General features: G+C 58.3%; 19 protein-coding genes. 11 read left to right on the top strand and 8 right to left on the bottom strand.

Translation table 11 applies throughout. The features are described 5' to 3' along the window. Positions 1 to 175 precede the first annotated feature (175 nt). Entirely contained in the window at positions 176 to 952 is a 777-nt protein-coding gene (locus AC13CY_RS01360) for a tRNA-uridine aminocarboxypropyltransferase (protein WP_062373222.1), read from the top strand. Here AC13CY_RS01360 and AC13CY_RS01355 read toward each other — a convergent pair. The 8 genes from AC13CY_RS01355 to def form a co-directional block, all read right to left on the bottom strand. After that, on the bottom strand, positions 949 to 1,860 hold the full coding sequence (locus AC13CY_RS01355; RefSeq protein ID WP_044628948.1) for a DMT family transporter: 912 nt from the start codon (positions 1,858 to 1,860) through the stop codon (positions 949 to 951). The genes AC13CY_RS01360 and AC13CY_RS01355 overlap by 4 nt on opposite strands. Then, positions 1,857 to 3,110 (bottom strand): TraB/GumN family protein, encoded by a 1,254-nt coding sequence (locus AC13CY_RS01350; RefSeq protein WP_483052207.1) that lies wholly within the window; start codon positions 3,108 to 3,110, stop codon positions 1,857 to 1,859. The genes AC13CY_RS01355 and AC13CY_RS01350 overlap by 4 nt, the downstream gene beginning before the upstream one ends. A gap of 38 nt (positions 3,111 to 3,148) precedes the next feature. Beyond that, on the bottom strand, positions 3,149 to 4,597 hold the full coding sequence (locus tag AC13CY_RS01345; RefSeq protein WP_483052206.1) for a TrkH family potassium uptake protein: 1,449 nt from the start codon (positions 4,595 to 4,597) through the stop codon (positions 3,149 to 3,151). Between the two features lie 32 nt (positions 4,598 to 4,629). Then, positions 4,630 to 6,003 (bottom strand): Trk system potassium transporter TrkA, encoded by a 1,374-nt coding sequence (trkA, locus tag AC13CY_RS01340; protein ID WP_062359928.1) that lies wholly within the window; start codon positions 6,001 to 6,003, stop codon positions 4,630 to 4,632. Positions 6,004 to 6,114: 111 nt separating this feature from the next. Further along, positions 6,115 to 6,321 carry a dodecin gene (locus AC13CY_RS01335; protein WP_483052205.1) on the bottom strand — a complete coding sequence of 69 codons (207 nt, stop codon included), beginning with the start codon at positions 6,319 to 6,321 and terminating at the stop codon, positions 6,115 to 6,117. 42 nt (positions 6,322 to 6,363) lie between these two features. Further along, positions 6,364 to 7,695, bottom strand: a complete 1,332-nt coding sequence (gene rsmB, locus AC13CY_RS01330) for a 16S rRNA (cytosine(967)-C(5))-methyltransferase RsmB (RefSeq protein ID WP_228168634.1) — start codon at positions 7,693 to 7,695, stop codon at positions 6,364 to 6,366. Further along, positions 7,692 to 8,684 carry a methionyl-tRNA formyltransferase gene (fmt, locus tag AC13CY_RS01325; RefSeq protein WP_230834487.1) on the bottom strand — a complete coding sequence of 331 codons (993 nt, stop codon included), beginning with the start codon at positions 8,682 to 8,684 and terminating at the stop codon, positions 7,692 to 7,694. The genes rsmB and fmt overlap by 4 nt, the downstream gene beginning before the upstream one ends. A 149-nt stretch (positions 8,685 to 8,833) precedes the next feature. Next, positions 8,834 to 9,346: a peptide deformylase gene (gene def, locus AC13CY_RS01320; RefSeq protein ID WP_137093002.1), complete on the bottom strand. Its 513-nt coding sequence runs from the start codon at positions 9,344 to 9,346 to the stop codon at positions 8,834 to 8,836. A gap of 174 nt (positions 9,347 to 9,520) precedes the next feature. On the opposite strand from def, the gene AC13CY_RS01315 reads away from it, so the two are divergent. From AC13CY_RS01315 to AC13CY_RS01270, 10 genes are all read left to right on the top strand, one after another. Beyond that, on the top strand, positions 9,521 to 10,567 hold the full coding sequence (locus AC13CY_RS01315) for a LysM peptidoglycan-binding domain-containing protein (protein WP_089675175.1): 1,047 nt from the start codon (positions 9,521 to 9,523) through the stop codon (positions 10,565 to 10,567). Positions 10,568 to 10,601: 34 nt separating this feature from the next. Further along, complete coding sequence (gene dprA / locus AC13CY_RS01310; RefSeq protein ID WP_172515395.1) at positions 10,602 to 11,723, top strand: DNA-processing protein DprA; 1,122 nt, start codon at positions 10,602 to 10,604, stop codon at positions 11,721 to 11,723. Positions 11,724 to 11,771: 48 nt separating this feature from the next. After that, on the top strand, positions 11,772 to 12,329 hold the full coding sequence (gene tsaC / locus AC13CY_RS01305) for an L-threonylcarbamoyladenylate synthase type 1 TsaC (protein ID WP_044628939.1): 558 nt from the start codon (positions 11,772 to 11,774) through the stop codon (positions 12,327 to 12,329). A gap of 70 nt (positions 12,330 to 12,399) precedes the next feature. Continuing rightward, positions 12,400 to 13,332 (top strand): oxygen-dependent coproporphyrinogen oxidase, encoded by a 933-nt coding sequence (gene hemF, locus AC13CY_RS01300; protein WP_044628938.1) that lies wholly within the window; start codon positions 12,400 to 12,402, stop codon positions 13,330 to 13,332. A gap of 9 nt (positions 13,333 to 13,341) precedes the next feature. Continuing rightward, positions 13,342 to 14,169 carry a shikimate dehydrogenase gene (gene aroE, locus AC13CY_RS01295; RefSeq protein WP_483052204.1) on the top strand — a complete coding sequence of 276 codons (828 nt, stop codon included), beginning with the start codon at positions 13,342 to 13,344 and terminating at the stop codon, positions 14,167 to 14,169. Between the two features lie 375 nt (positions 14,170 to 14,544). Further along, on the top strand, positions 14,545 to 15,390 hold the full coding sequence (locus tag AC13CY_RS01290) for an ABC transporter ATP-binding protein (protein WP_483052203.1): 846 nt from the start codon (positions 14,545 to 14,547) through the stop codon (positions 15,388 to 15,390). Then, positions 15,387 to 16,223, top strand: coding sequence for an ABC transporter permease (locus tag AC13CY_RS01285; RefSeq protein ID WP_483052202.1), 837 nt, complete (start codon positions 15,387 to 15,389; stop codon positions 16,221 to 16,223). Before AC13CY_RS01290 ends, AC13CY_RS01285 begins: the two co-directional genes overlap by 4 nt. A 67-nt stretch (positions 16,224 to 16,290) precedes the next feature. After that, entirely contained in the window at positions 16,291 to 17,271 is a 981-nt protein-coding gene (locus AC13CY_RS01280; RefSeq protein ID WP_483052201.1) for an ABC transporter substrate-binding protein, read from the top strand. A gap of 70 nt (positions 17,272 to 17,341) precedes the next feature. Continuing rightward, positions 17,342 to 18,130, top strand: coding sequence for a sulfite exporter TauE/SafE family protein (locus AC13CY_RS01275; protein WP_483052200.1), 789 nt, complete (start codon positions 17,342 to 17,344; stop codon positions 18,128 to 18,130). Between the two features lie 57 nt (positions 18,131 to 18,187). Next, positions 18,188 to 19,444, top strand: coding sequence for an amidase (locus AC13CY_RS01270; RefSeq protein ID WP_483052199.1), 1,257 nt, complete (start codon positions 18,188 to 18,190; stop codon positions 19,442 to 19,444).

Raw genomic sequence — 19,444 nt, 5'->3', positions numbered from 1 at the left:
TGTGGGACTTTTACGGCGATAACCAAGCCATTCCCTCGGGCAATCGTCTTGGAAGCAGAAACCAGGAAGGTAACAACCTGGGAATCCCCTTCCTTTCCGTCGCTAGACGGCAGCGCAAGCTGAGGGAGGGGAGGATGTCAAACTCTGCGCCCTTTGATGACACACTGGAGCGCAGATGCCTGACGCGACCTCGCTGCCCCCCGAGCACGATGCATTGACCGACCGCGACCCGGCCACCGGGCATCCGCGCCCGCCTCGGCGTGAATTCAAAGCGCGGGGCAGCTTCGTCAAACGCTGCGAAGGCTGCAACTTGCCCGAGCTGAACTGCCTCTGCCCGTATCAGGTCAAGGCGGAGAGCGACGCCCAGGTATGGCTGCTGACCCACTCTATTGAACACTACAAACCGACCAACACCGGGCGTTTGATTGGCGACGTGCTCACCAACACCCGCGTATTTACCTGGTATCGCACGGCGCCGGACGAGGCGCTGGCCGCGCTGCTGCAAGATCCGCGCTACGCGCCGTTCGTGATTTTTCCTGATGACCAGCCAGATTACGCCGACCGCGTGGTGGATATTGACGCGGTGCATGCCGCCAAGCAGCAGGCGCGCATACCGGTATTCATCATTTTGGATGGCACCTGGCGACAGGCGCGGCGCATGTTCCGCAAAAGCCCTTACCTGGATGCACTGCCGGTACTGCCGCTGCGCACCGAGCGGGAGACCCGCTACCGGCTGCGCAAGCCCGCCTCGAAAGCGCATCTGTGCACCGCCGAGGTAGCGATTGAGCTGCTGCGCCAGAGCGGTGATGAAACGGCGGCAAGCGTGCTGGATGACTACTTTGATGTGTTCAACGATAGCTACGCAGAGAGCCGCTATTATCGCAAGATCGAAGAGCCTACGGCAGCCATGCAGCGGCTATTGGAGCGGCAGCGGGCAGAAGAGCATGGTTAGCGGGAAGGATTGCCACCGGGCAGCCAGCGCAGCAGCACTTTGCGGACCCAGTACCAGCGATTGATCAGTAGTGCCATAAAGATCAGGCTACAGCCCAGCAGTTGCAATGCGGTCATGGTTTCGCCAAACCACCAGGCGGCAAACAGCGCGGTCCAGACGGCTTCTAGCATCAGAATCACCGCCGCATGGCTAGGCGTGGTCATACTCTGCGCTTTGATTTGCAGAAAGAAGCGCAGCGAGCTGGCCAGCAGCACGCTGGTCATGAACCAGCCGAGAATCGACGGGCTGAGCGCCAGCGGCTGATGCTCCACCACCAGGGAAAGCCCCGTTAGCACCACGCCTACCGAGATCAGTTGCAGCGTGGTTAGCGGCAGCGCAGGCACATTGCGCACTACGCGGGCATTGACGTTGATCAAAAGCGCAAAACAGAGCGCGGCGCACACCATCAGCAGCTGGCTGGCCTCGACGTTAAAGCCTGCATTGAGCGATAGTAGGGCAAACCCGAGCAGCGCCACGGGTAGCGCGACCCAAGTAGAGCGAGGTGGGCGGTCGCCAAACAGCAGTCGTGCCACTACAGGCACCAGGAGAATCCCCAGGCTGTTGATAAAGGCACTCTCGCCCAGATGGTCGGAGTAGTTAAGCCCCAGTACCCAAAAGGCGATCGCCGCGCTGAACAAAACGCCCACCAGCAGGCCGCGGCGCACCCGGCGTAGAGGCATGCGCGTTAGGGTAGGCCAGGCAAACCCTAGCAGGATCAGCCCGGCTAATAAAAAGCGTGTGCCGATAAACAGCAAAGGCGGCATGCCTGCCAGCGCTTCTTTAGAAAAAATCCAACCACCCGCAGCCAAGGCGGTGACGAGCAGAAGCAGCGCATCCGCCTGCCAGGGGGCTTGTTTAACGCTGTTCACGCCGCGCCGCTGCCAAAGAGCGCGCCTGCAATTCTAAAGCCTGCCACCCAGGTACCAATGGCAGAACCTACGGTGGCTAAGATAAACACCAGCAGGGTGCGAGAGACACGGTTCTGCCACCAACCTTTTAACTGCGTCACATCATGGCGCAGGGTGGAGAAGTCGCGCACCTTGGGCTTGCGCATATACAGCTCGACCCCCGCCGCTACAAAGCCCGCGCCAATGGTGGGGTTAAGCGATGTAAGTGGTGCAGCGAAGAAGGTAGCAATCACCGTGACCGGGTGAGCAAGCGCCGCAATCGTCGCGCCGCCAGACAGAATGCCGTTAATCAAGAACCACTCGATGACCAGCTGCCAGCCAAGGTCGGTATTGCGTGAAAAGCCCACCACAAAACCGGTAATGACCAGCGCGGTAATCAGCCAGGGCATGGCTTTCCATAGCTTGGAGGGCGGCGGTGTCGCTTCGAGTGACGCCCTCTCGATGGTGGGGTTTTCCGGCAGCGGTGTTTCCAAGTGCTCGCCCGTGCCTTTCAAGTGTCCAGCGCCCAATACCACCAGCACGTTCTGGTAGCGCCCAGGCGGCGCTTCCTCCGCCAAACGCAGCGCCATATAGCGGTCACGCTCGCGAATTAAGGGCGTGTAGAGCGCTTCGGATTCAGCGGCAAACTCGCTGAAGGTGGCCTCTAGCATGTCACCCTCTTTGAGCTTTTCGATGTCCTCTTTGGAGACATCCTGGCGAGAAAGCACGCTGCCAATCAGCCCTGAAAACAGCGAGAAGCGCTGCCACCAAGGCACGTTGCGATAAATGCGTTTCAAAGTGATGCCGACATCTCGGTCTACCAGCAGTAGCGGCAGGTTGCGCGTACGGCACTCTTCAATGGCTGCACGCATCTCAGCCCCCGGCTGAATACCGGACTGCTCGGCGATCCGTTGCTGAAAGGCACCGAGCGCCAGGCTCGCCGCCACCATGCCCGCTTTGCCTTGCTTGAACACCTGAAACAAGTCCTGCTCGCCCATGGCGTCTGGGTTGTCCATGCTGTGGTGACGGGCGTCACACAGCTCAATGGCGACGGCATCGAAGTGACCGCTGTCGATCAGTTGGCGAACGTCGTTGGCGCTCTCGGCAGAGACGTGGGCGGTGCCTAGCAGGGTGTAGTACGTGCCGCCCACCTGAATGGTTTTCAGCGGGCCGCTGGTAGCTGGGAGGGAACTGCTTTCCTGGGCCAGCGGTGTTGCATCATCTTGATTCATTAAAAAGTCTCAACAAAAAAGTAACGAGTGATGCGCGTTTAACGGCGCCAAAAAGCCGGGGTAAACAGCACCAGTACCGTAAAAATTTCCAAGCGGCCCAGCAGCATGGCAAGCACTAAAATCCATTTGGCGAGGCTGGGCAGATCGCCATAGTGGCTGCTGGCTTCTCCTAAGGCGGGGCCAAGATTGTTCAGCGCCGAGCCAACGGAGGACCACGCCGTTACCTGATCGACGCCCGTCGCCATCACGCCCACCAGCATCAAAAAGAACAGCATCACATAGGCAGAGAAAAATCCCCACACGGCCTGGGCGATGCTATCGGGAACGCTCACTTTGCCGACTTTAACGGCAATCACGGCATTGGGGTGAATGAGCCGCATGACTTCGCGCATGCCCTGTTTCAAGATCAGGATAATACGGATGACCTTCATCCCCCCAGCGGTAGAGCCGGAGCATCCGCCGACAAAAGCGGCCACAAACAGCAGAAACGGTAGTGCGCCCGGCCACCCGGAAAAGTCCGCCACGGCGAAGCCTGCGGTGGTGGCGACCGAGACAACCTCAAACAGCCCATGGCGCAGCCCAACGATGTCATCGTAGGTATCGGTGAGCCACAGGGTAATCACGGTAATCACGGTCAGACCCGTCAGGAACAGCAGCAGAAATCGGGCTTCCGGGTCTTGAAAATAGTGGGTCAGGCGCTTCTCGCGCCAGGCCACGAAGTGGAGGCTGAAGCTCACCGCCGAAATCAGCATGAAGCTGATGCAGATCAGCTCGATGGCGGCGCTATTAAAGTAGCCAATACTGGCATCGTGGGTTGAAAAGCCGCCGATGGCGACGGTGGAAAAACTGTGCCCCAGCGCATCAAACCAGCTCATCCCCGCCAGCATATAGGCGACCATGCAGGCAAACGTGAGCGTTGCGTAGATATACCAGAGCGCTTTAGCGGTTTCGGTAATTCGTGGGGTTAGCTTGGAGTCTTTCAATGGCCCTGGAATTTCGGTGCGGTAAAGGGCCATCCCTCCCACGCCCAGGGTAGGCAAAATAGCCACGGCCAGTACCACGATCCCCATACCACCTAGCCACTGCAGCTGCTGGCGATAATAGCGCACCGATTCCGGTAAAAAATCGATGCCGGTAATCACTGTGGCACCGGTGGTCGTCAGGCCGGAAAACGACTCAAAGACCGCATCGGTAATGCTCAGTGAGCCTTCGCCAAACAGCATGAGCGGCAGAGAACCAAATAGGGCCAGTACCGTCCAGAACATCGCGGCGATAATAAAGCCGTCACGGATACGTAGCTCTTTGTGAGCACGGCGGTTGGGCAGGTAGAGAAACAGCCCCGTCATGACGGTAATCCCAATGCCGCTCATGAACGCGTGCCAGACGCTGTCTCGAAACCAGAGCGACATGAGCATGGGGGGCAGCATCGTTAGGCTGAAAAGCATCAGCAGCAGGCCCAAAATACGTAGAATGACCCGCAAACTCATAGTGGTGGTTGTCTCATACGCTGGCCGGCTCCTTAGAAAAACGTTAATCCGACCTGGAACAGGCGCTCAACGTCGCGAATACGCCGCTTATCGATCACAAACAGAATGATATGGTCGCCGCTTTCCACCCGCACGTCGCCATGGGCGATAATGACCTCTTTGCCCCGCACAATGGCGCCGATGGTGGTGCCGTCGGGTAGGTCGATCTCGCGGATGGTACGGCCCACCACCTTGGACGACTGCTTATCGCCATGGGCAATCGCTTCGATGGCCTCCGCCGCACCCCGGCGCAGCGAGTGTACGTTGACGATATCGCCCCGGCGTACGTGGGTGAGCAGGCTGCCGATGGTGGCCTGTTGGGGGGAGATGGCGATGTCGATATCGCCACCCTGCACCAAATCCACGTAGGCCGCGTTGTTGATCAGCGTAAGCACCTTCTTAGCCCCCAGCCGCTTGGCGAGCAGCGACGACATGATATTCACTTCGTCGTCGTTGGTCAGCGCGCAGAAGATATCGCAGTCTTCGATGTTCTCCTCTTCCAGCAGCCGCTTGCTGGTGGCGCTGCCGTGGAGCACCACGGTGCGATCCAGCCGCTCGGAAAGCGTGGTGCAGCGCTCCAGGCTGTGCTCGATGATCTTCACCTGATGGCTGTGCTCTAAGTGCTCCGCCAGCCGTTCGCCGATATTGCCGCCCCCGGCAATCACCACGCGGCGGAAGTCCCGCTCCACCTTACGCAGTTCGCTCATTACGGCGCGAATATCCCGGCGGGCGGCCAAAAAGAACACCTCGTCGTCGGCTTCAATCACCGTGTCGCCCCGGGGAATGATCGGCCGGTTGCGGCGATAAATCGCCGCCACGCGGGTTTCCACGTTGGGCATATGCTTGCCCAAAAAGGCCAAATCCTGGCCCACCAGCGGGCCGCCGTAGAAGGCTTTCACTGCCACCAGCTGCACTAAACCCCCGGCAAACTCCAGTACCTGTAGCGCGCCCGGGTGCTCAATCAAGCGGCGCACGTGGTCGGTGACCACCTGCTCGGGGCTGATCAGTACGTCGATGGGGATCGCTTCGTGGGCAAACAGGCCCTTACGAGTGAGGTAAGCGGTGGAGCGCACCCGGGCAATTTTGGTGGGGGTGCGAAACAGCGTGTGGGCCACCTGACAGGCGATCATATTGATCTCGTCGGTGTTGGTCACCGCGATCAGCATATCGGCGTCTTCGCAGCCCGCCTGGCGCAGCACGATGGGGTAGGAGCCTGCGCCGGTCACCGTGCGGATATCCAGCTTGGTGTGCAGCTCGCGCAGTTTTGCGCCGTCGGTATCGACGACGGTGATGTCGTTCTCCTCGCGGGCAAGGTGCTCCGCCAGGGTGCCGCCGACTTGGCCGGCGCCGAGAATGATGATTTTCATCGCTAAGCATCGGTTCCGTTATAAGCGCCAGCGCGTTTCCGGCTTGCGGTGTGCGCTGCAATAAAGACGGCGGTCAGTGTAAACCAGCCGCCGTCGAAAAGCAGGTAGGGATTATTCCAGCGTGAAGCCGACTTTGATCGTGACCTGCCAGTGGGCCACGCGGCCATCTTCAATATGGCCTCGGGTGTCGGTGACTTCGAGCCAGCGCATGTTTTGAACGCTTTCGGAGGCTTTCGCCAGGGCGTTCTGCACGGCTTCCTCAATCCCTTTTTCGGAAGACCCAGTAAGCTCAATATGTTTGTACGTGTGATGACTCATGTTTGCTCCATCCTTGTCATGAATTTACTGCCGGGCAACCGCCTAGGCAGTGCGCTTTTCTAGTCTGGCATAAAAAAAGCCATCGTGACTGCTTTGCGCGGGAAACAGCTGGCGTCCCTGACCGCTCTGCTCTCCCCAGGCCACATCGTGGGGCGTGGTGGCGTTGGCATCCGGTGTGCGGGCCAGAAACGCATCGATTTGTGCCGCATTCTCTTCGGGCAGCACTGAGCAAGTGGCGTAGAGCAGCGTACCGCCGGGGCGGAGCAGCGGCCAAAGATTGTCGAGCAGGCGCTGCTGCAGGCTGGCCAACTGGCGAATGTCCTCTTTACGGCGTAGCGCTTTGATGTCCGGATGGCGACGAATCACGCCGGTGCCGGAGCAGGGGGCATCCAGCAAAATGGCATCGAACGGCGTGCCGCTCCACCAGTCGCGGGTGGTGGCATCGGCATGTTTCAGCTCTGCAGCGAGCCCCAGCCGAGCGAGGGTGTCATCGACACGCGCCAGCCGCTGGTTGTCGCTATCCAGCGCAGTCAGGGAAATGTCGAACTGCTCTAGCAAGTGAGCGGTTTTGCCGCCAGGGGCGCAGCAAGCATCCAATACGTGAGCACCGGGGCGTGGCGCGAGCGCCGGGCCCAGCAGCGCGGCGCAGAGCTGTGCCGCCTCGTCCTGCACGCTGACGTGGCCCTGCTCGAAGCCAGGCAGCGCCGAGACATCGCAAGGGTGAGTCAGCATGATGCCATCGGGGGCATGGAGGCAGAGGTAGCCATCCAAGCCCTGCTCGGTGAGCCGCGTGAGGTACGCTTCACGATCATTGTGGCGCTGGTTGACGCGCAGCGTCATCGGCCCCGGTTCGTTGTTGGCCTGGGCAATGGCACGCCACTGTTCGGGCCAGGCGCTGCGCAGCTTGCCGAGCAGCCACTGGGGGTGTTCCAAAGCTACGCTCTCATCACGGTCCACTTCGGCCTGCAGCGCATCGGCCTCGCGCTGCAGTCGGCGCAGGCAACCGTTGAGCACGCGAGTTGCCCACTCTTTGTCCAGCAGGCGTGCGGCCCCGGCGGTTTCCCCCACGGCGGCGTGAGCCGGGGTACGCATGTAGAGCAGTTGATAGATACCGATCAGCAGCAGCGCCTGGATATCCGCATCACGCTTTTTGAAGGGCTGCTTTAGCAGGCGGCTGGCCAACGCTTGCAGGCGCGGCAAACGTCGGCAGGTGCCGTAACAGAGTTCTTTGAGCAGCGCGCGGTCTCTGGCAATGACGCTGTGCTCATCGAGCCCGGCCAGGGAGCCTTTATCGGTGAGGATCGGCACCAGGCTTCTGGCCGCCGCCGCGCGCACGTCCAGGCCGCTGCCGCCTGTGGTGGGTCGCTCGCTCATGGGCGCGCTCCTTGCGAGGCTGGCTGTGAAGGCTGTCCAAGGCGAACACCCTCGCTCAAGGGCGTTTGGCGGGCATTCAAAAGATCACGCACTGCCATGGCCTTGCCGCCGGGCAGCTGGGCACGGCTAACGCACAGCACTTCCTGGCCCTGGGCACCGCAGGCAATGCGCAGGTGTTCGTCGCCATGTGCCAACAGCGTACCGGGGGGCGATGGCGGCTGTTCACCTTGCTCGACGCTGGCCATGAGTAGGCGCAGGCGGTCGTTACCTAGCGTGCACCAAGCCACCGGCCACGGGTTGAAGGCGCGGATTTTGCGCGCCAGCTGCTCGGCGGGCTGGCTAAAGTCTAGCTCGGCCTCGGCTTTGCTGAGCTTGGCGGCGTAGGTCACGCCCTCTTCCGGCTGAGGCGTTGCCTCTAGGCTGCCGTTGTCGAGGTTGTCCAGCACGTGGATCAGCGCATTAGCACCTTGAATGGCCAGTCGGTCGTGGAGGTCGCCACCGGTGGTGCGGGAGGTAATTGGGGTGCGCACTTCATACAGCATGGCGCCGGTATCCAGCCCCGCATCCATTTGCATGATGGTCACGCCGGAGGCGCTGTCGCCCGCTTCAATGGCGCGCTGAATCGGCGCCGCACCCCGCCAGCGGGGCAGCAGCGAGGCGTGCACGTTAATGCAGCCTAGGCGCGGCGTGTCCAGCACCGCTTGGGGCAGCAGCAGCCCATAGGCGACGACGACCATCACATCGGCGTTCAATGCCGCCAGTTCGGCTTGCGCATCGGCGTCTTTGAGACTGGCGGGTTGGACCACCGGCAGCCCGTGCTCTTGTGCCAGCTGTTTAACCGGGCTGGGCGTGAGCTTGCGACCACGCCCAGCAGGGCGGTCGGGTTGGGTGTAAACCGCCACCACTTCATGTTCGCTGTCGAGAACGGCAGCAAGGCTGGAGGCGGCGAAGTCTGGCGTGCCAGCAAAAACAACGCGTAACGGTGACATGGTGGTGTGCCCTTAAGTGACGGAGAGGATGACGAGAGAAAGATGCCGTGTATGAAACGCATAAAGGCCGAGAGGCAGCGCTGTTGTTACAGGCGAGTGCCTGCGGGCAGCGTGTCAGCTCGGCCAGTGGCCTGATGGAAAAGCGCGGATTAGGCGTCGTTCATCAGCTTGTGGCGCTTTTGCATTTTTTTCATCACCCGGTCGCGCTTGAGCGGTGAGAGGTAATCCACAAATAGCACGCCTTCCAGATGGTCGTACTCATGTTGAATGCAGTGGGCCAGTAGGCCATCTGCTTCCAGCTCGTAGGGCTCACCGTTACGATCCAGCGCGTTGAGTCTCACTTTCAGGTAGCGCGGTACTTCGGCGTAGTATTCAGGGATCGACAAACAGCCCTCGGAGAGCGGCTCTTTGGCATCATCGATGGGCTCGTAGCGCGGGTTGATCAGCACCAGCGGCTGGGAGTTATCGTCGCTGACATCCATGACGACCACGCGGCGATGGACATCGACTTGCGTTGCGGCAAGGCCGATGCCGCGTGCGTCGTACATGGTCTCCAACATATCGTCGACGAGCTGGCGGACCTCGTCGTCAACGGTTTCCACCGGTACCGCCTTGGTGCGCAGGCGCTCGTCGGGGAATTCGAGAATAGGAAGTTTGGCCATGGCGTTACAATCACCGTTATGCTGAGTCTTTAAGATGAGCTGGCTGCCACCTGTGTCGGCGAGCCTAACTACTTTACTATTGACCACTATATCATGCTGATAGCGATCCTGGGCACGCGCGACACCGTGCAGCCCCTTAAACCGCTTCACCAACGACTGCCCGGGGAGAATCGGATGGTGGCTCTAAAACCTCTTTATTATAGCGTCTTTGGCGTGCTCTTAATGTGGGTGCTGTCGGTCAGCCAGCCAGCCTTAGCCGTGGAAGGGCTGCGCAACGATGCGCCACAGCGCTATGAAGTAGTGCCTGGCGACACGCTGTGGGATATCTCCGCCCGTTATTTACGCTCGCCCTGGCAGTGGCCTTCGCTATGGCAGGCGAATCCGCAAGTTCGTAACCCGCACCTTATCTACCCCGGCGATGTGCTGGTATTGGGGACATGCCAAGGCCAACCATGCCTTTCTGTGGAGCGGGGCCAAGGGGTCGTAAAGCTCTCGCCGCAGATGCGTACAGTGCCTAAACGAGAGGCGATTACTCCTATTCCGATGGAGGTGGTGCGCGCCTTTCTACGGGAGCATCGCGTGGTGGAGCCAGGAGAGAGCCCGCAGGAGCTTGCGTATGTGGTGGGCGGCGATAACCAGCGCTTGATTAGCGGCGCAGGCGATACCCTGTACGTGCGTGGCAGCGTACCCGCCAGAACGCGCCTGGGCATCTACCGTCCAGGCGAGCCCTATGTATCAGCCAATGGCGCACTGTTGGGCGATGAGTTGATCAATATTGGCGAGGCGCGCTACCTGGGCAGCGAGGGCGATATTGCTCGCATCGAAGTGCTTAGCGCCTACCAAGAAGTGCGTAATAACGACATCCTGCTGCCTCTAGAAGATCGTGAGCTAAGCGATGCCTTTGTTCCCCGTGCACCGTTGAATAACGTGTCGGGCCAGATTGTTGCGGTACCGGGCGGAGTACGATTTATTGGGCGGCTGCAAGTGGTGGCACTGGATCTGGGAACGCAAGACGGCCTACAGCCGGGCCATGTATTGCGCGTAGACCAGCAAGGGGAGTTGGTAACTGACCCACGTACCCAAGAGCTGCTGCGGTTGCCCAATACCGAGGCAGGATTGGTGATGGTGTTCAGGCCCTATAATCATATGAGTTACGCCTTGGTCATGCAGGCCTCAAGGGTGCTGGCAGTGGGAGATAGTGTACACACGCCGACGCGCTAAGGTGTGCATCAAGATTTGATATAAGGGGAGCTCTATGGACGCTAAGGAGTGGCTGGCGGTAAATGCTTTGCCCGGTATGGGCGCTGCGCGGATTGCGCAAATGGTGGCGCGCAAGCCGCAATGGCCACAAGGGTGGCTAGCGACTTTGCCCAGCAATGCCGCCAATGCCCTGCGATTGTGGCTGGCGCAGCCAGAACGCAGCCCGCTGCAACAAACGGTCAATGACACCCTCTCCTGGTTACAAGAAGGCCCCAACCGCCATCTGCTTCACCGCGACCATCCTGCATGGCCAGACCTTTTAAACCAACTTCCTGACCCGCCAGCAGTACTATGGGCCCAGGGCGATCTTCGCGCGTTAGAGGCCCCAGGCCTTGCCATGGTAGGTACTCGTCGCCCAACGTCGGAAGGGAGTGGACATGCCCAGGCGTTTGCCCGGGAGTTGGCCAACCGAGGCTGGTGCATTGTCAGCGGGATGGCGCTGGGTGTGGATGGGGTGGCTCAGCGTGCGGCGCTCGCCGCAGGTGGAAGCTCCATTGCCGTGCTTGGCTGTGGTATTGATGTCATCTACCCCGCCCGCCATCGTGATTTGTATGAACAGCTCAGTACGCTACCCGGCGGCTTGCTGCTCTCTGAGCATCCACCAGGCACCGTGGCCCGTCCGGCCTTCTTCCCCCGGCGCAACCGAATTGTAACGGGCCTTTCGCTAGGCACTTTAGTGGTTGAAGCAGCCGAGAAGAGTGGCTCGCTCGTCAGCGCCCGCCTCGCCCTAGAGCAGGGTCGCGAGCTGTTTGCGCTGCCGGGTTCGCTACACAATGTCCAGGCTCGTGGCTGCCTGCAACTGTTGCGTAGTGGCGCCACCCTGGTACGCCATGTGGACGATATTCTCGAAGAGTTACAGCATTGGGTGTCGCGCTTTGTGCCTGCGCCGCTAGCAGTTGCAGCCGATGAGCCGTTGGCTCATCAACCGAGTGTTGAATTACCGTCGGCGGATAATCTGTTAGACGCCTTAGGCCCATCGCCTACCCCCATTGATGTGTTGGTGCAGAGCACCGGTATCTCGGTCAGCGAGTGCCAGCAGCGGCTATTGATGCTGGAGCTGGATGGCAAAGTGACGCAGCAGGCGGGTGGTTGGGTGCGGCTGGCAGCGCCATGGTAAGATGCAAACTCAATTTTGTGATTGGCTGAGAGCTTATCAGGAGCGTCTATGAAACCGGCGGTTGACGTGAAAGCGGCGGTGAGCGCGCTGCGTAAAGGCGGTGTGATTGCCTGCCCCACCGAAGCGGTATGGGGGTTAAGCTGTGACCCCGATAACGACGAAGCGCTGGCGCATCTCATGCGTATGAAGGAGCGCGACCCGGCCAAGGGCGTGATTTTGGTGGCGGCGAGTATCGCGCAATTTCAGCCCTGGTTGAACCAGTTGCCGTTGGAACTCCATGCGCCGTTGGCGGCCAGTTGGCCAGGCCCGAATACTTGGCTGGTGCCGGACAATGGTCGCAGCCACGGCCTAGTACGCGGCGCTCATCAAAGCGTGGCGCTACGCGTCACCGACCATCCGCTGATGAAAGCACTGTGCGAAGCGTTTGGCGGGCCGCTCGTCTCCACTTCCGCTAACCGTGCAGGCGATCCGCCCGCTATGAGCGCGGAAGAAGTCGCCACGATCTTTGGCGATGACGTAGCCGCCATCGTGGCGGGCGAATTGGGCGGCAATGCCAAACCCAGCACCATCCGCGATTTAGTGACCGGCAAAGTGATGCGTGACTAGCCGCTCGGCTTCGTCACACTGTCAGCGATTCACGATTCACGATTCACGATTCACCTCACCAGGAGTTACCGTGGCCCACGAGCACCTAGACGACGTTAAAGCGTACCTTCTCGACCTTCAGGAGCGCCTCTGTGAAGGGCTTGCTGCCGCCGATGGGCGGGCCGCGTTCAAAGAGGATAGCTGGCAGCGCGAAGAGGGCGGCGGAGGCCGCTCGCGGGTGATGGAGTCGGGCGCTATTTTCGAAAAAGGCGGCGTCAACTTTTCCCATGTCCACGGTGCGCAGCTGCCGCCGTCTGCGACTGCTGCCCGGCCCGAGCTAGCCGGGCGCAGCTTCCACGCGGTGGGAGTCTCCTGGGTGATGCATCCTGAAAACCCCAATGTGCCGACAAGCCACGGCAACGTTCGCTTCTTTATTGCCGCAAAAGAGGGTGAGCCGCCGGTGTGGTGGTTTGGTGGCGGTTTTGACCTAACCCCCTACTATCCGGTGTTTGAAGATGTGGTGCACTGGCACCAAGTGGCCCGCGAGGCCTGCGCGCCCTTTGGTGAGGGCGTTTACGAGCGCTACAAAGCGTGGTGCGACGACTACTTCTATCTGAAGCACCGCGAGGAGACCCGTGGCGTCGGCGGACTCTTTTTTGATGACTTGAACGAAGGCAGCTTTGAAGAGTGTTTTGCGTTTCAGCGCGCGGTGGGTGATAGCTTTCTGGATGCTTACCTTCCCATTGTCGAGCGCCGCAAGCAGGACGCGTGGGGCGAACGCGAGCGTGATTTCCAGCTTTACCGCCGCGGCCGCTACGTGGAGTTCAATCTGGTGTGGGACCGGGGTACGCTGTTTGGCCTGCAAAGCGGCGGGCGCACGGAGTCCATTCTGATGTCCATGCCGCCGCTGGCCCGTTGGGAGTACGCTTTCACTCCCGAGCCGGGCAGCCGTGAAGCGCAACTGCACGACTATTTGGTGCCACGCGATTGGCTGGCCGAGGCCACCCAGCAGAACAACGCCTAAGGAGCTTCGATGACTGACCGCTACTGTGTGTTTGGTAACCCAATCAAACACTCTAAATCGCCGCTGATCCACGGTGAGTTTGCCAGCCAGACTCATCAGGCCATGAGTTACACCGCCGAGCTGGCGCCGGTAGAGGGGTTTGCCGACGCATGGCGGGCGTTTATCGCCGATGGTGGCCGTGGTGCCAACGTGACCGTTCCCTTCAAAGGCGATGCCTTTGCGCTTTGCGATACCCTGAGCCACCGCGCCAAGCGCGCGCAGGCGGTGAATACGCTGATTGTGGGCGGTAACGGGCGTACCTATGGCGATACCACCGACGGTATCGGGTTAGTGCGGGATTTGGCCTATCACCGCGTCCCTCTGGCGGGTAAGCGTGTGCTGGTCATCGGCGCAGGCGGCGCGGTGCGTGGCGTATTGGAACCGCTGCTGGCGGAGCAGCCCAGTGAGGTCGTTATCGTCAACCGCACGGCAGAGAAAGCCGAGCAGTTGGCCCAAGCGTTTGCCGACTTGGGCAATATCCAGGGCGGCGGTTTAGCATCCATCGACGGGCAGTTTGATCTGGTGATTAACGGTACCAGTGCCAGCCTATCAGGCGAGCTGCCGCCGCTGCCGGAGACGCTGTTTGCCAAAGGTGCCTGGGCCTACGATATGATGTACGGTTCAGAGCCGACGGTGTTTCTACAGTGGGCGGGGCCGCGAGGCGCCAAGCTGCTGGATGGTTTGGGAATGCTGGTCGAGCAAGCCGCCGAGTCGTTTTTTCTATGGCGCAACGTGCGGCCTGAAACGGCCAGCGTGCGCACGCTGCTGCGGCAATCGCTAGAATTTGATGCTATTTAGCATTGAAGCACTCCTCAACATTGTGCGCCAAATTAGCCCCTATCCTGAGCTAAAAGTACAAAACTCTTTATCCTTGGCTTTAGCCTTCACATTGCCTTTTTGCCTCTAAGCAATGAGGCAGTGTGTCATTGGGCTCCGACTCTACTAGCCTTCTGTTGTATGTATTGATCGTGGCAGCAAAGAATAACTAATGTGATCATATATATAACATGGTGCATTTTGCCATATATCTGCACCTTAGCAGAGCTATGGAGACAGTTAGATAAAACCGTCACGCCGCACACAATCATTAATACATTGATTTTAATATAGAAAAATTATTATGGCACCAAGTGTGCTGTGTAAGCTGTACTCGTCCTATAAGAGATCACAGCTATGAACTCAACTGTCTCTTTCCCCGGTAGTTTTGTTGAATCAACCATCGGCATGCCCCAATTTCGTCAAAGTGTGATTACGCTAGATGGAGTTAAAAAGACGTTTTCTAGCCCTGGTGTCGAGTCTATCGAAGTTATTGAGGATATTACCCTCGATATTAAACAGGAAGAATTCGTCAGCATTGTTGGTCCTAGTGGCTGTGGCAAAAGCACCATGTTCAATATTATTGCCAGCCTGCTTGAGCCCAGTGACGGTAGTATCACTTTACACGGCAGTGACCCTAGTTGTGGTGCGCGGATTGGCTATATGTTGCAGCGCGATCTTCTCTTTCCTTGGCGCACGATCATTGACAATGTCTGTCTGGGACTTGAAATACAGGGCGTGCGCAAGGCTCGGCGCTACGAAATGGCCCGTGATCAGTTGGCTCGCTACGGCTTAGCTGATTTTGCTGATCAATACCCCCACACCCTATCAGGCGGAATGCGCCAGCGGGTTGCATTGATCCGTACGCTCATCACAGATCCTGATCTGATTCTCCTTGATGAGCCATTTTCGGCCCTCGACTACCAGACACGATTGGTGCTTGAAGAAGAGATCGTCTCCATCCTGAAAGAGCACCACAAAACAGTGGTGCTAATTACCCACGACATCGGCGAAGCCATTGCCATGTCCGATCGCGTTGCTGTGATGACTCAGCGGCCCACGTCGGTGAAGAAAATTTATGATGTGGGGCTGTCACGTGAGCACGGCTCTTGTCTTAAAGCGCGCAGTGATGCTCGCTATCAGCAATTCTTCGACAGCATCTGGGAAGATTTGGATATTCAGATCGCCGGAGGTGAGGCATGAGCGAAGCAAAAATTTATACCCATACCATTAGCGCTGGCAGCGTCAAAGAGAACGACGAGCAGCTAACACGTAATACTCTATTCACCGATAACCTCTGGCGAGGCGCTGGTCTAGCGCTTGTCATTATCATGTGGCAGGTAGGAGTGAGCGTTGGTTGGGTCAACTCATTTTTAATGGGCTCGCCGGTCGGTATCGCTAATGAAGCTTGGCGGCTGATTCAGTCGGGTCAACTTCTCAACGATACCGTTGCGACTGTTTATGCCACGGTTGTGGGTTTTCTAGCTGGCAGTATTCTTGGCTCGATTGCAGGCTTGCTGCTGTGGTTCTCGCGCACCACGGCTCGTATCATTGACCCTTTCGTGGTAGCCCTCAATGGTCTCCCCAAAATTGCCCTGGCACCGATGATCATCATTTGGTTTGGCTCTGGCATGTTCTCGAAAATCATGCTCGCGTTTGTCGCGACCTTTGTTGTTGCGTTGCTCTCGGCATATCAGGGGACACATCAAATCGACCGCAATCTGATTAATCTGATGCGCTCATTGGGTGCCAGTCGCCGCGAAATTTTCACAAAAGTGGTCGCCCCCGCAACGCTGCCTTGGATCATTTCCGCCTTCCGCCTGAATATCGGTTTCGCCCTGATTGCTGAAATTGGCGGCGAGTTTATCTCATCAGATCGTGGCCTTGGCCGCATGATTTTTGTGGCCGGTAACCTGTTCAATCTCAACGTCGTGTGGGTAGGCGTGATCATGTTGATGATCGTGGCCATTGTGCTTTATATCGTCGTGTCCCAGGTGGCTAAGCTGTTGTTGCCATGGGAAAAAGAACAAAAATAATCAAAGTAATGGTAGTGACCTTTTTAATTCCCGTAGCACTGATCCTAACCGTAAGAGGTATTTAATAATGAGCATTTCTTCTGTCTATAAGCGCGTTGTCCTGGGCGCAAGCTTAGTTGTGCTGGGTGCTACTACCCATGCTCAGGCTGATGATATGGATACCATTTTGATTAACGAAGCATTTCATTCGTTGCTCTATCTCCCCGTCTATGTAGCCAAGCATGAAGGGATTTTCAACGACCACAATATCGAGGTGCCCATAGTACGCTCTGCAGGTTCAGGCCCCGCTGCCCTCGCATCGGTGCTTTCCGGCGAATCGCAGTTTTCGGTACACGGCCCTGAGCATGTCGGTTTTGCACAGGAGCAGGGTGGCAGCGGTAAGGCGATTAGTGCCGTTGCCAACAGTGCGCCGGTTTGGGTCTTGGCCCACCCTGAACTGGAGTACTCATCGCCAGCAGATCTGGCTGGTAAAACAGTGGTGGTTGGCTTAGCTCCAGGTACCTCCAATACGTTGATCCGCCGCTTTATCGAAGATGCTGGCCTCACCGGTGAGGTTACCGTTACTGAAGTGCAGAACGGCTCTGAGCTCGGTCCAGTGCTCTCGGGGCGAGGTGATTTCGCAGTCTTGTATCAGCCGCAGGTGGAGCAAGGTATCTCCCAAGGGCTGGAAATTATTCACGCGTTCACCGATGACTACCCCGAGTACGCCTTCTCTACCATCAATACCTCCCAGGACATGATCGACAACAACCCTGCATTAGTAGCGCGTTTTGTAGAAGCGATCAATGAATCGCTGGCGCTGATCCACTCTGATGCCGATACCGCTAAAGCGGTAGCCCGACTAGAGTTTGGTGACCTGCAGGGTGATGTGGTAGACGCCGCCGTTCAGCGCATGATTGACAACAGCGTGTATCCCGAGAGCGTGATGATCACCGAAGAGGCCTTTACCAATGCCATCGAGATGCAGCAATTCGTCGGCAACATCCAAGGAGAGATGTATTACGACGATATTGTAGACGCCTCTTTTGCTAGCGAGGTCGTTCAATAAATTTATCAGCAGCTTAATGCTCGGGTGGGGTAGCAACCCTACCCGGCAATGTTATTGGAGCAAGTCCTGCATGCTGTCAGCGCTACTTTTTTTCTGCTTGGTGGGCAGCGTGGCTGGCGTCATCGCCGGTTTGTTTGGAATTGGTGGAGGCGTGGTCATCGTGCCTGCGCTGATGGTGGCTTTAAATCAGCAGGGCATCGATTCGGCGATAGTCATTCATTTGGCTATTGGCACTTCGCTGGCGATTATTACAGTGACGGGTGCCTCTTCCGCTTTAGGCCACTGGAAGCAAGGGGCGGTGGTGGTTGAGCTATTAAAACGCATGCTGCCAGGGCTGATGCTCGGCGCGGTACTCGGCGGAGTGATTGCAGGTCAGCTGCGCTCCGATCTGCTGGAGCGCTACTTTGGCGTGTTTATGCTGCTGTTGGCGCTGCGTATGTTGCTCGCTAAACCGCTTACCCAAGGCCAGAACCCTGCTGGCCGACCAGCGATGTTCGCGGCAGGAACGTTTATCGGTACCTTTTCGGCACTGTTTGGCGTTGGTGGTGGGGTGCTTAGTGTACCTTGGTTATCTCGCAGCGGAGCCCATTTGGCTCAGGCCATTGGCACGTCGGCTGCCTGCGGACTGCCGATTGCCCTAATGGGTGCCGTTACTTTTATGATGACCGGTTACGGTCAGGCAGCCCTGCCTTCCTACAGTACGGGGTATCTTTATTGGCCCGCCTTTGCTGGTATCGCACTATTCAGCGTGCCATGCGCCAGATTCGGCGTAAGGCTCGCTCATCACTTGTCACCGTGGTTGCTCGGGCGTCTGTTTGCGCTATTGATGCTGCTGGTTGGCCTGAAATTGATTGTCTGAGCGGTTCATTTGGCCGCTGAGCTTAAGTGGAGACGTAATGTGAACCATGATTCAACTATGACCATTGATGCCTACCAAATCGCCCTGGCAGATGGGCAGGCTGAGCCCCTGGACTGGTGGCACGCCTGCGCGGCGCGTATTGTTCAGCGTGAGCCCGACGTAAAGGCTTGGGAAGCCTTGGCCCCAGAACCTAAATTGCCGGAGGCTCGCCTTGCCGGAAGCCCTCTCTACGGAGTGCCGGTCGGAATTAAAGATATTATCGATACCGTCGACCTGCCAACCCGCTGGGGTACCGGTGGTTACCTTTACTCCTCAGGGTCGGTGGTCGATGCTGCTCTAGTTACACTGCTAAAAGAGCATGGCGCGTTGATTATGGGAAAGACGGTATCCACTGAATTTGCCTACTTCACCCCTGGCAAAACCCGCAATCCTCATGACCCTTCGCGTACCCCGGGTGGTTCATCCAGCGGCTCTGCGGCTGCAGTGGCTGCTGGCATGGTGCCGCTTGCTTTCGGAACTCAAACGGCAGGTAGCATGATCCGCCCGGCAAGCTACTGTGGGGTGTTCGGCTTCAAACCGACGTTTGATACGCTAAGCACCGCTGGCGTGAAGTCATTTGCAGCGTCGCTGGATACCCTGGGCTGGTTCGCGCGGCATATTGAGGATATTTGCGCCACCTTCTCGGCACTGACGCAGGCGCCGCCAATCACGCCATTGAAAGATCTTACTGGCGTGCGAGTGGGAGTGCGTAGTTTGCCAGGTGAAACAGCGTTGGATACCGATGTTGAGCAGGCACTTGCCCACGCTCAAGAGCGGCTTTTGCAAGCGGGCGCTGAGCTGGTGCCATTAGCGTTTGATGAACGTTTTGAAGCGCTAGTCGAACACCAAAAGGTGGTAATGGCCTATGAAGCAGCCCAGTCGCTGGCCAGCGAGTATTCACGCTTCGACGAGCAAATGGGTCCTAAGCTGGTTGAACTGATTCAGGAGGGTAAAGCGATTAGCTATGCTCGCTATCTTGAGGCTCGGCTTGCCACTAATGCCATGCAGCAAGTGCTGTCGACGCTTTTCGATGAACAGGTTGATGTCCTTCTTGCCGCAAGCGCCACCGGTGTGGCTCCGGAAGGACTCGACGCCACAGGTGATCCGCTTTATTGCCGTGCCTGGACGCTGCTCGGCGTCCCCTGCCTTAACCTGCCTTTAAGTCAGGGGGCGAACGGGCTGCCGGTAGGGGTGCAGTTGATCACAGACCGTTGGCAAGACCAGCAATTGCTGCAGATCGCCCGCACCCTAATGATAAAGAAAATGCCTGAATAA

Source organism: Vreelandella sp. L-15 (assembly GCF_056857635.1).
This window is presented reverse-complemented; position numbering and strand designations above follow the sequence as displayed.